Genomic DNA, 11,447 nt, shown 5'->3' with positions numbered 1-11,447 from the left:
CGTCGGCTTCAGGCGGAGTGGAACGGCAGCCCGGCGTCGGCCACCAGCTCCAGATCGTCCGTCTCCTCGGCGGGCAGCAGGGTGGGCGAGCCGTCGGTGACCGGGACCACGCCCAGCTCCAGCAGCTCGGCCATGGCGGCGCTGCCGGCCATGTCGCGCACCTGGAGCTGATAGCGGGCGGTCGTCCGATACGTGCCGCCGTTGTCGTCGCCCGTCCGCTGCAGGAACCCGGAGTCGGTCAGGAAGGCCGCGGCCTTGCCGACGATGCCGGTGGTGGAGCCGGCCGGCCGGCGCGCGTCCTTGGTGGCGCCGGTCGCGCTGCGTCTCACCCAGATCCGCCAGGCGGCCTCCAGGCCGGGCGCGTCCGTGGCGGGGTCGGTGTTCTCCCCCTGCTCATCCGCCCGCTCCTCCAGCCGGCGGCAGGCCTGTCGGACGAAGGCGTCGACGCCATTGACGGTGACCCGACCGATGTAGCCGTCGTCGGCGAGGTCCTCGGGCCGCGGGAACGCCATGGCGGCGACGGCGAGATGGGCCAGCCCGTGCAGGAACCGGTCGCTGCCGTCGGCCGACGTCCGGCGCGTGTAGTCGCCCATGCGCACCGCGAACACCGAGTCCTCGGCGGCCGTCACCGCCATCCCCGCGCGCGGGGACACCTCCAGCACGACCAGTCCGAGCCCGGCGGCCACGGCGTCGGCGAGCCGAGCGAAGGGCGGGTCCTCGCGGTGGCGGCGCAGCAGATCGGTGTACTCCTGGTCGCGCGCGGGCTGCAACTTCGGCTGCAGCCCGAAGGCGACGAGCCGCGCAGCGTCGGCGGCGTCGGCGGGGGTGACGGTGGCGGTCGCCGATGGGGCGGGGGCCTCCGGGTCGCTCCGATCGACGTCCTCGGTCACGGTTTCGGCTCCTTGGTGCGGTGTTGCTGGTTCCCGGTGCGGTGCTGCTGGTTCCCGGTGCGGTGTTGCCGGTCCATACGGTGCTCGGCGCGGGTCATGCGGCTTCCGTTCTGTCGGCCGCCATCCCAGCGGCGTCCAGCAGGGCCGTGCCGACGATGAGGTCGGCGCCGCCGAACTCGGGATCATCCAGCTCGGTCCCGTCGTCCACGGCGAACAGCAGCTTCCCCTCGCCCTGCCGATAGGCCGTGCCCACCGGCGGACTGGCCGCGTGAACGGCCAACAGCGCGACCAGGTAGGGCAGATCGGGATCCCGCCGCCGTGCCTCGGCCAACAGGCCCGACAGCCGACGCGGCGCGTCGGCCGGCAGATCGAGCAGGACCATCGCCGCGGCCAGCTGCTCCTCGCTGAACCGGCTGTCGTCCGGTGTCGCGATGAGGTCGGGCTCGGGCATCTCGGCGCCCAGGTGCTCGCGCTCCGCGGGCGGTGTCAGCAGTATGTCGACGAGATCGCCCACCCGGACCGACACCGGCGTACGCAGTCCCGTCCCGCGCGCGAAGAAGGCGTCCGTGACCCGTACCGCGTGCTCCAGGGGCAACGGCAGGACGGGGGCGACGAGATGGCCGTACAGGTCGATCCCCGACGTGGTCATCGGCGTCGCGAAGGCCTGGCGGTCCTGCTCGGCGCGGAAGAGCGGTCCGGCCTCCAGCAAGCGCGACTGCAGCTGTGTGTGCCGTCGGATGCAGTCCTTGACGATGTCGACCAGCTCGGCCGCGCGGCGCTTGTGCTCCGGGTCCTCGGTCTCGTCGCGTGCCTTGCGGATGTTGGTGAGGATCGCGTTCTCGTGCCGGTATCGGTCGGCGACGTGGTCGAGCGCCTCGGCGATCATGTCCGGTACGGCGCTCAGCCAGTCGACCGCCCGGACGTTGCGCCGGGTCGCGTCCAGGGCCCGGCGGAGCGTCTCGGAGTACTGCACGGTGCGGTACCTGGCCTGCTCGGCGGCCAGCTGGGCGTCGGCGAGCCGGCCGCGGTTGATCAGCACCTCGAGCTTGACCTCGGCGGCGATCTGGGCGCTGGTCACATCGGTGTCGAGAGCGCCGACGAGGACGTTGACCGCCTCGTCGGTCGTCCGCAGGTACACCGTGCCGCCCGGCCCGGGGACCTCCTCGATGAGCTTGAAGTCGTAGTCACGGCGGACATAGCTGCCGTCCGGCGCGAAGGTGCCGTACACGGCCCGGAAGCCGCGGTCCACGCTGCCGACATTGATCAGGTTCTCCAGGACCCAGCGGGCCACCCGCTCGTGCTCGGCGACCGGGCGCCGCGGGGCCTGGGCGGCGATGCGCGGGATGAGGCGGGCGACTATCTGGTCGTGGTCGGCGCCCGTGTCGAAGTCCATGTTCAGTGTGACCAGGTCGATGGCGGCGAGTGCCACCTCCGCCATGCCGTACACGGAGTACTCGCCCGCGAGGTTGGCCTTGCGTGTGTCGAGGTCGTGCAGCGGCGCGGTGCAGGCGAGCGCGCGCAGCCGCCGCGCCAGCCCCTCGTCGGCGGCCGGGCCCGGAGCCGGGCGCGGTCCCGCGCCGAGCTGGGGCGGAACACGGTCCGTCGATGCAGGCGAAGTCACGGTGCACAGACTAGGTCCTGGGTCTGACAACGATCCAAACGACGCGGATCGCCTCCGGCGGCGCGCCGGGCGACAACAGCCGCATATCGCCCGCGGACCGGCGGGGGCCGACCACATCCCCACGAGGGTGGACCGAACCCGCACCCGGCCCCGCGAACCGCGTGCACCCCCCGATCCCCGAACCGCGTGCCCCGCGCAGCTACTGGAGAGCTTCGCCCTCCCCCACCCGCCGCCGGTACACCTCGACCACCCGCTCCAGCGAATCGTCGAGATAGACGGCGAGCAGTTTCTCGGCCTCGTCCTTGTCGCCCGCCTCCAGCGCCCGGAGGATCTGCTGGTTGCGGGCGAGATAGGGCTCGTGCAGCCGGTGCGGATCGTCGACGACGTGGAAGGCGAGCCGGAGCTCGGCGAAGACGCTGCGCATCAGTTCACCGGTGCGTTCGCTGCCCGCGAGCGCCACCAGCTCCCGGTGGAAGTGGATGTTGGCGGTACCCAGCCCTTTCCAGTCACCTTCGCGCACCGCGCGCTGCCCCTCGGCGACGGCTTCGGCGGGCCCCTCCAGGGGGTACGGCGGTTCGCCGAGGCCCCGTACGACGGCGCACTCGACGAGGCGTCGGGTGCGGTAGATGTCCTCGACGTCCTCCACCGTCAGGACCCGTACGAACACGCCTCGGTTCAGTTCGTGGACGAGCAGTCGTTCATGGGTGAGCAGCCGGAACGCCTCGCGAAGTGTGTTGCGGGACACACCGAGCGCCCCTCCGATGCTGTCCTCCGAGAGCCGGGTGCCGGGCGGGAAGAAGCCCTCGGCGATCCGGCTTCTGAGGATGTCCGAGACCCGCTCCGCCGTGCTCGTGCGCCCCAGGAGGGCACGGTCGTCGGCCAGTCCGCCCAGCTGCTCTGCCATGCCCGGAATTCAACCGCAGACACGAGAACGAAACAACACGGGTATTGAAGGATCGTTCAACGATCCTCTACCTTACTGCTCACCGTTCAGCTCAGTTCCGCACCCCCGTCCCCTCTCTGCGAGGTGCCCATGAGCACGACCCCTCCACCGCAGGCCCTGACCCACCCCGCCACCGAGGAACGCGCCGACGACGACGGCGCGTTCGCCTGGCTGCGCGCCCTCGGTCCGCGCGGCCGGCGCGCCTTCGCGGGCGCTTTCGGCGGCTATGCCCTGGATTCGTACGACTACTTCACCCTGCCGCTGAGCATGGTCGCGCTGGCCGCGTACTTCGGCCTCGACAGCGGCCAGACCGGTCTCTTCACCACCGTCACGCTCGTCGTCTCCGCGATCGGCGGCGCCGTCGCCGGAGTGCTGGCCGACCGGATAGGCCGGGTCAAGGCCCTGATGATCACCGTGGTCACCTACGCGGTCTTCACCGTCGCCTGCGGCTTCGCGCCCAACTACGAGACGCTGCTGGTCTTCCGGGCCCTCCAGGGCCTCGGCTTCGGCGGCGAGTGGGCGGTCGGCGCGATCCTCGTCGCCGAGTACGCCAGCGCCAAGCACCGCGGCCGCACGCTCGGCGCGATCCAGAGCTCATGGGCCGTCGGCTGGGCCCTAGCCGCGATCATGTACACGGTGGTCTTCTCGCTCGCCGACGACGACCTGGCCTGGCGCGTGATGTTCTGGACCGGCGCACTGCCGGCGCTGCTCGTCATCTGGATGCGGCGCCGGGTGCACGACGCCCCCGAGGCCGTGGCCGTGCGTGAACGGAGCACCGAGAAGGGCAACTTCGCGGCGATCTTCAAGCCCGGCCTGCTGCGGACGACGATCTTCGCGGGCCTGCTCTCCACCGGCGTCCAAGGCGGCTACTACACGCTCGCCACCTGGGTGCCGACCTATCTCAAGACCGAGCGCGACCTGTCGGTCGTCGGAACCGGCGGCTATCTGACGTTCCTGATCTCGGGCGCCTTCCTCGGCTATCTGACCGGCGGTTACCTCACCGACCGGCTGGGCCGCCAGCGCAACATCTGGCTGTTCGCGCTGCTGTCGGCGGTCTGCATCCTGGCGTACGCGAACATCCCGAGCGGCGCCAACACCCTGCTGCTGGTGCTGGGTTTCCCGCTCGGCTTCTGCATGTCGGCGATCTTCAGCGGCTTCGGGTCCTACCTGAGCGAGCTGTACCCGACGGCGGTGCGCGGCACGGGACAGGGCTTCACGTACAACACCGGCCGCGCGGTGGGTGCCGTCTTCCCGACGACGGTCGGCTTCCTGGCGGACAGCTGGGGCGTGGGTGGCGCGCTGGTCTTCGGCGCGATCGGCTACGGCATCGCGGCGCTGGCCCTGTTCGGACTGCCGGAGACGCGCGGGAAGGAGCTGGCGTGAACCGCACGGGACACCGACCGCTGACCCTCGTGACGGAAGACCGCCCCGTCACCCTCCCGACACAGGACCGCGCCCTCACCCTCGTCGACGAGCACGCGCACGCGTGGAGCCCGGAAACGGCCCGCGCCCGCTTCCGGGACGGCCTCACGGGCCCCACGGCCGGGGTCGCGGCGGGCCACACCCAGGTCAACCTGATCTCGGTGCCCGCCGACTGGGCGTACGAGATGCTGCTGTTCTGCCAGCGCAATCCCAAGCCCTGCCCGGTCCTGGACGTCACGGACGCCGGTTCCTGGACGACGCCACTGGCCGAGGGCGCCGACCTGCGCACGGACCTGCCGCGCTACCGGGTGTGGCACGACGGCGAGTTGGTGGACGAGCCGACGGACGTGCGCGCCCACTGGCGGGGCGATCTGGTGTCGTTCCTGATCGGGTGCAGCTTCACCTTCGAGTGGGCGCTGGCCGAGGCGGGCGTGCCGATCCGGCACGTCGAGCAGGGCCGCAACGTCCCGATGTACGTGACCGGCCGCCAGTGCCGTCCGGCGGGGCGGCTGCACGGCCCGATGGTGGTGTCGATGCGCCCGGTGCCGCCACAGCACCTGGCGGCGGCGCTGCGGGAGACCGGTCTGCTCCCGGCGGTGCACGGCGGCCCGGTGCACTGCGGCGATCCGGCGGCGCTCGGCATCGCCGACCTCGGCCGCCCGGACTTCGGCGATCCGGTGGACGCCGAGCCGGACGACATCCCGTTGTTCTGGGCCTGCGGAGTGACGCCGCAGGCCGCGGTGATGGCCTCGCGCCCGCCGTTCGCCATCACCCACGCACCGGGCCAGATGTTCCTGACCGACGCCCGCGACGAGCAGTACCGCATCGTCGCCTGACCACGGTCAGCCGACCGGGGAAACGACGGACTCATGACCTCCATCGATCTGAACGCCGACCTCGGCGAGGGCTTCGGCCGCTGGCAGCTCACCGACGACGAACGGCTGCTGTCGGTCGTCACCAGCGCCAACGTGGCCTGCGGCTTCCACGCCGGGGACGCGGCCACCATGCGGCGGGTGTGCGAGCAGGCGGCCGAACGGGGGGTGCGGATCGGCGCCCAGGTCTCCTACCGGGACCTGGCCGGGTTCGGGCGGCGCGCGATGGACGTGCCGCCCGCCGAGCTGGCGGCCGAAGTGGCCTACCAGATCGGCGCCCTGGAGGTCTTCGCGCGAGCGGCGGGCACGCGCGTGTCGTACGTCAAACCGCACGGCGCGCTCTACAACCGCGTCGTACACGACGAGGAGCAGGCCGGCGCGGTCGTCGATGGTGTGCTCCTGGCGGACGCCACGCTGCCCGTGCTCGGGCTGCCCGGCTCACGGCTGCTGGAGGTGGCCGCCAAGGCCGGGCTCCCGGCCGTCACGGAGGCGTTCGCGGACCGCGCGTACACCGACCGGGGCAGGCTCGTGCCGCGCGGCCAGGACGGCGCCGTGGTCACCGACCCCGAAGCCGTCGTGGAGCGTTCGGTGGGCCTGGCCCGGTCGGGCGCGGTCACCTCCCACTCCGGGGCTCGGATCGAGGTACGGGCGCGTTCCCTGTGCCTGCACGGGGACACACCCGGCGCCGTCGAGCTGGCCCGCCGGGTGCGGGCGCGGCTGGAGGAGTCGGGTGTCCGGGTGGAGGCCTTCGTATGAAGGCGCTGCCCGTCGGTGACGACGCCCTGCTCGTCGAGGTGTCCTCGGGCGAGGAGGCCCAGGCGCTGCACACGGATCTGCTGCGCCGGCGCGCCGAGGGCTCGCTGTCGGTCCGGGAGATCGTCCCGGCGGCCCGGACCGTCCTGCTCGACGGCCTCGCCGACCCGGCCCGCCTCGCGTCCGAACTGACCCACTCGGACGTGCCGCCCGCTCCCCCACGCGCGCGTGACGTCGTCGAACTGCCGGTGCGCTACGACGGCCCGGACCTGGCCGACGTCGCCGCGCACTGGGGCGTGTCACCGCAGGAGGTGGCCCGGATCCACGCGGGCACCGAATTCAGCGTCGCCTTCTGCGGCTTCGCCCCCGGGTTCGGCTATCTCACAGGCCTGCCGCCGCGCTACGACGTCCCTCGCCGGGCCACTCCGCGCACGGCCGTCCCCGCGGGCGCGGTGGCTCTGGCGGGGCCGTACACGGGCGTGTACCCGCGCTCCTCGCCGGGCGGCTGGCAGCTGATCGGCACCACGGACGCCGTGCTGTGGGACCACACGCGTGTGCCGGCCGCGCTGCTGTCGCCGGGCACGCGTGTGCGCTTCGTTGCGGTGGGGAGCTCATGACCGACCGCGCGCTCTCCGTCGTCCGCGCGGGGCCGCTGACCACCGTGCAGGACCTCGGCCGCCCCGGGCACGCCCACCTCGGCGTGCCCCGCTCGGGCGCGCTCGACTGGCCAGCTGCCGCCCTCGTCAACCGACTGGTCGGCAACGCCCCCGAGGCGGCCGTGCTGGAGACCACGCTGACCGGCTGCACGGTGCGGACCCGTTCGGCGGTCACCGTGGCGGTCGGCGGCGCGCCCTGCCGGGTCACGGTGGACGGCCGCCCGGTCGCCTGGGGCACCCCGCTGCACGTCCCCGCCGGTGCGCTCCTGGACGTGGGCGCGGCCGCCTCGGGCGTACGGAGCTATGTCGGCGTCTCCGGAGGCATCGCCGTCGACCCGGTCCTCGGCAGCCGCTCCACGGACCTGCTGTCCGGTCTCGGCCCACCACCGCTCACGGACGGCGCGGTGCTGCCTCTGGGGCAGCCGACGCGGCTCCACACGCGCGTGGACGTCGCCCCGCAGCCGGCACCCCCCGCCGAACTCGTCCTGCGTGTGACGCCGGGCCCGCGCGACGACTGGTTCACGCCAAGTGCCCTGCGTGCCTTCACCTCCCGCGTGTACCGCGTCTCCCCCGCGAGCAACCGCATCGGCCTGCGCACCGAGGGCCCCGCCCTGGAACGGGCACTCACTCGCGAACTCCCCAGCGAGGGCGTGGTCCTGGGCGCGGTCCAGGTCCCGCCCGACGGCCGGCCCGTCGTGTTCCTCGCCGACCACCCGACGACGGGCGGCTACCCCGTGATCGCCGTCGTCCGCGCGGCCGACCTCCCGGCCGCCGCACAAGCGGTCCCGGGCACCCCGGTCCGCTTCGTGGCCGTACGTCGCCGTTGACGCCCGCCACGCACGCGTGCACTACGCCGCCTCCGATGCGGGCTGCGGCTCCGGGACCGAGCGCTGTCCCGGCACAGGCACCGCCAACCCCTCCGACAACGACAGGTGCTCGGTGACCAACCGATGCCCGGCCACCGGCCGATGCTCCGGCGCCGGCACATGGTCGGACAACACCACCGAATCGGGCGTCGGCCGATGCCCGGCCAACCCGACACCGTCCGGCAGGGCCAGCGCGGCCAGCGCCATGGAGACCCCCTTGGCCGCCCGCTGGTCGAGCCGTTCGGTGGTGCCCCTCGCGCGGTGCCGCATCTCGACCACGGCCAGGCGCACCAGTTGGGGCAGCAGGTCGTTGCACCGCCGGATCATCCACGCGGTACCCGCGGTGGCCAGCCACAGCACGCTCGCCGACTTCGTGGGCGGCGGGAACTCGGGTTCCGCGGAGGGCGCCGGCTGTGTCGCGACGCCTCGGTGCGCCAGCATCGCGTGGAAACGCAGCGCGATCTGCCGGTGCCCGCGCTCCCCGGGATGCAGCCGGTCCGAGCTCCACATCGCCCGGTCCATGATCCAGGCGTCGTCGACCGCGTGCAGATGCACCGCCCCGTACCGCTCGGACAGCGTGTGGACCACCGTGTTGACGGCCCGCTGCCGCCGGGCCAGTGGATGGCCCAGGACCGCCGGCAGTCCCAGCATCGTGCCCGGGTCGGGCAGGCAGGCCGTGAGCACGGCCGTGCCCTGACGGGTGAACGACGCGTAGACCTTGTCGAGACGTTCGGCGATCTTCTCGATGTCGAAGGTGCTGCGCAGCGTGTCATTGACGCCGACGAGGACGGACGCGACGTCGGGCCGCAGATCCAGCGCGGCCGGCAGCTGGGCCTCCAGCACGTCCCGCGTCTGTGCCCCGCTGACCGCGAGGTTGGTGAACTCGGCGGTCGGCTCGGCCAACCCGCCGGCGAGCAGCGCGGCCCAGCCACGCCACCCGTTCCCCACACGATCACCCACGCCCTCGGTCAGCGAGTCCCCGAGGGCGACGAAACGCAGCGGTCTCATGCCGCGCCCTCCGCACGCATGAAGGGACGCGCCGGCAGCGCCGCGTCGTGGGCGGTCAGGAAGGCGTCCACCGCGGTGCCCCAGCCGAAGCACTCGGCACGCGCGCGTGCCGTCTCCCGGCGCTCGCGCTCGGGACGGTCGAGGATCATCTCCACGGCGTCCGCGAAGGCGTCCCCGTTGTCCGCCGCGGTGGCCCCGGCGGATCCGATGACCTCCGGCAGCGCGGAGGAGGCGCTCGCCACCACGGGCGTGCCGCAGGCCATGGCCTCCAGCGCGGCGAGCCCGAAGGTCTCGGCGGGCCCGGGGGCCAGCGCGACGTCGGCGGAGGCCTGGAGCGCGCCGAGCAGGCTGCGGTCGGCGACATGCCCGAGGAAGGTCACCGGCAGGTCCCGCTCCTGTGCCCGCTTCTCCAGCCCCGCGCGCAGCGGACCGTTCCCGGCGACGACGAGCACGGCGCGCACTCCGCGCCGGCGCAGCGACTCCAGGGCGTCCAGCGCGGTGCCGGGCCGCTTCTCCACCGAGAGCCGGGAGCACATCACCAGCAGCGTCTCGTCCGCACGCGCGTGGGTGGCGCGCAGCGCGGCGTCGCGCATGGTGGGCCGCCGGTTCATCAGGTCGACGCCCAGCGGGGCCCGCACGACGTTGCGGACACCGATCCGCACGAACTCGCGCTCGGCGAACTCGGTGGTGCACACGACCTTCGAGTACGTGTGGGCCGTACGGACGTTGAGGGCGTCGGCGGCACGCCGGGACATGGTCTCCGACAGGCCCCAGGTGCGCAGTACGCCGTCGGCGGTCTCGTGGGAGACCATCACGGCGGGGACGCGGGCGCGGCGGGCCCACTTGCCGGTCCACCGCAGCGTCGTACGGTCGGAGACCTCCAGGCGGTCGGGGGCGAGCTCCTCCAGGAGGGCCGCGACCCGCCGCTTGTCGATGAGCACGCGGTAGCCGCCGGTGCCGGGCAGCATCGGGCCCGGCAGGGTGATCACCCGGCCCTGCTCGGTCTCGCAGTCGCTGTACTTCTCGCCGGGCACGATGAGAACGGGATCGTGGCCCGCCAGCTTGAAGCCCTTGCCCAGCTCGCGCAGCGCCGTGCGCAGCCCACCGGAGGCGGGCGCGACGAAGTTCGCGAGCCGGACGATGCGCAGACCGGTCATGCCGCCACCACCGTCCGGCGCGCGGCGACGACGTCCTTGTAGTGCCCGATCAGCTGGTCGCCGATGGCCGCCCAGGTGCGGCCCTCGACCTTGGCGAGTCCGGCGGCACCGTACTCGGCCCGCAGCGCCGGGTCGGCGACCAGGGACTGCACGGCGTCCCGTACGGCGTTCGCGTCGCGCGGTGGCACCAGCAGGCCGGTGCGGCCGTGGTCGACCAGGTCGAGCGGGCCGCCCGCGGCGGGCGCGACGACCGGCACCCCGCTGGCCATGGCCTCCTGCACGGTCTGGCAGAAGGTCTCGAAGGGGCCGGTGTGGGCGAAGATGTCGAACGAGGCGAAGATCCGGGCGAGGTCGTCCCCGCCACGCCGGCCGAGGAAGACCGCGCCGGGCAGAGCCTCGGCGAGGGCGGGCTGGCTCGGCCCGTCGCCGACGATCACGACCTTCACGCCCGGCGTGCCGCACACGCCGGAGAGCAGCTCGATGTGCTTCTCCGGGGCGAGCCGCCCGACGTAGCCGACGATCACCTCTCCGTTCGGGGCGAGTTCGCGGCGCAGCGCCTCGTCCCGGAGTTCGGGGCGGAAGCGGGCGGTGTCCACACCGCGTGCCCACAGCTTGAGCCGGGGCACCGCATGGGCCTCGAGATCGTGCATGGACGCGCTGGACGGGACGAGGGTGAGGTCGGCGGCGGAGTGGACGGACCGTATGCGCCGCCAGGCCGCGGCCTCGCCGGCGCCCATGTAGGTGCGGGCGTATCCGGCCAGGTCGGTCTGGTAGACGGCGACGGCGGGGATGCCGAACTTGGCGGCGGCGGCCATGCCGCGCACACCGAGGACGAAGGGGCTGGCCAGGTGCACGACGTCCGGGCGGTGCTGGACCATCGCCGCGGCGAGGCGCCGGCTGGGGAGGGCGACGCGGACCTGGGGGTAGCCGGGGAGCGGAAGGGAGGGGACATGGACGACCGGGCACGGCGCCGCGAGGGCGGCGAGCTTGTTTCCGGGCGCCGGGGCGGGTGCGACGACGAGGGGAGCGTGACCGCGATCGACGAGGTGTCGGGCGGTCTGGAGCGCGCAGTGGGCCACGCCGTTCACATCGGGGGGAAAGGATTCGGTCACGATGACGACACGCATACCGGTGTTGTCGCCGTGCTGGACGTGGCCGCGTCAAAGTGGATCTTTCTGAACGACAAACGTCCCATGAGCGTTCCGCTGCGCACCCGAGCGGGTCAGGCCGCGTCCATGCGCGCCTGACCCGCCGGTCAC

Annotated in this window: 10 protein-coding genes and 1 pseudogene; 5 read left to right on the top strand and 6 right to left on the bottom strand. The window is 73.2% G+C overall.

Going from position 1 to position 11,447, the window contains the following annotated elements; translation table 11 throughout:
* Positions 1–8: 8 nt before the first annotated feature.
* The 3 genes from ACFQ6S_RS35690 to ACFQ6S_RS35680 form a co-directional block, all read right to left on the bottom strand.
* Positions 9–890, bottom strand: a complete 882-nt coding sequence (locus tag ACFQ6S_RS35690) for a hypothetical protein (protein ID WP_383418971.1) — start codon at positions 888–890, stop codon at positions 9–11.
* 94 nt (positions 891–984) lie between these two features.
* Positions 985–2,511 carry a hypothetical protein gene (locus ACFQ6S_RS35685; protein ID WP_383418969.1) on the bottom strand — a complete coding sequence of 509 codons (1,527 nt, stop codon included), beginning with the start codon at positions 2,509–2,511 and terminating at the stop codon, positions 985–987.
* A gap of 199 nt (positions 2,512–2,710) precedes the next feature.
* Entirely contained in the window at positions 2,711–3,415 is a 705-nt protein-coding gene (locus ACFQ6S_RS35680; RefSeq protein WP_383418967.1) for a GntR family transcriptional regulator, read from the bottom strand.
* 129 nt (positions 3,416–3,544) lie between these two features.
* On the opposite strand from ACFQ6S_RS35680, the gene ACFQ6S_RS35675 reads away from it, so the two are divergent.
* The 5 genes from ACFQ6S_RS35675 to ACFQ6S_RS35655 are packed head-to-tail and all read left to right on the top strand — an operon-like array spanning position 3,545 to position 7,984.
* Complete coding sequence (locus ACFQ6S_RS35675) at positions 3,545–4,837, top strand: MFS transporter (protein ID WP_383418965.1); 1,293 nt, start codon at positions 3,545–3,547, stop codon at positions 4,835–4,837.
* Between the two features lie 29 nt (positions 4,838–4,866).
* The gene (locus tag ACFQ6S_RS35670) at positions 4,867–5,712 is read left to right on the top strand and encodes a putative hydro-lyase (protein ID WP_383419037.1); all 846 of its coding nucleotides are present in this window, start codon (positions 4,867–4,869) and stop codon (positions 5,710–5,712) included.
* A gap of 33 nt (positions 5,713–5,745) precedes the next feature.
* Positions 5,746–6,504 (top strand): LamB/YcsF family protein, encoded by a 759-nt coding sequence (locus ACFQ6S_RS35665; RefSeq protein WP_383418963.1) that lies wholly within the window; start codon positions 5,746–5,748, stop codon positions 6,502–6,504.
* Entirely contained in the window at positions 6,501–7,118 is a 618-nt protein-coding gene (locus ACFQ6S_RS35660; protein ID WP_383418961.1) for an allophanate hydrolase subunit 1, read from the top strand. The genes ACFQ6S_RS35665 and ACFQ6S_RS35660 overlap by 4 nt, the downstream gene beginning before the upstream one ends.
* Positions 7,115–7,984 (top strand): biotin-dependent carboxyltransferase family protein, encoded by an 870-nt coding sequence (locus ACFQ6S_RS35655; RefSeq protein ID WP_383418959.1) that lies wholly within the window; start codon positions 7,115–7,117, stop codon positions 7,982–7,984. The genes ACFQ6S_RS35660 and ACFQ6S_RS35655 overlap by 4 nt, the downstream gene beginning before the upstream one ends.
* Positions 7,985–8,200: 216 nt before the next feature.
* Here the strand turns inward: ACFQ6S_RS35655 and ACFQ6S_RS35650 are convergent.
* From ACFQ6S_RS35650 to ACFQ6S_RS35640, 3 genes and pseudogenes are all read right to left on the bottom strand, one after another.
* Positions 8,201–9,031 (bottom strand): annotated as a pseudogene (locus ACFQ6S_RS35650) (SGNH/GDSL hydrolase family protein); the annotation flags it as partial.
* The gene (locus tag ACFQ6S_RS35645) at positions 9,028–10,188 is read right to left on the bottom strand and encodes a glycosyltransferase (protein ID WP_383418958.1); all 1,161 of its coding nucleotides are present in this window, start codon (positions 10,186–10,188) and stop codon (positions 9,028–9,030) included. The pseudogene ACFQ6S_RS35650 and the gene ACFQ6S_RS35645, both read right to left, overlap by 4 nt.
* Complete coding sequence (locus tag ACFQ6S_RS35640; RefSeq protein ID WP_383418957.1) at positions 10,185–11,315, bottom strand: glycosyltransferase family 4 protein; 1,131 nt, start codon at positions 11,313–11,315, stop codon at positions 10,185–10,187. The genes ACFQ6S_RS35645 and ACFQ6S_RS35640 overlap by 4 nt, the downstream gene beginning before the upstream one ends.
* Between the last annotated feature and the right edge of the window lie 132 nt (positions 11,316–11,447).

The sequence above is a fragment of the Streptomyces sp. NPDC056479 genome, from assembly GCF_042795335.1.
Classification (GTDB): Bacteria; Actinomycetota; Actinomycetes; order Streptomycetales; family Streptomycetaceae; genus Streptomyces.
This window is presented reverse-complemented; position numbering and strand designations above follow the sequence as displayed.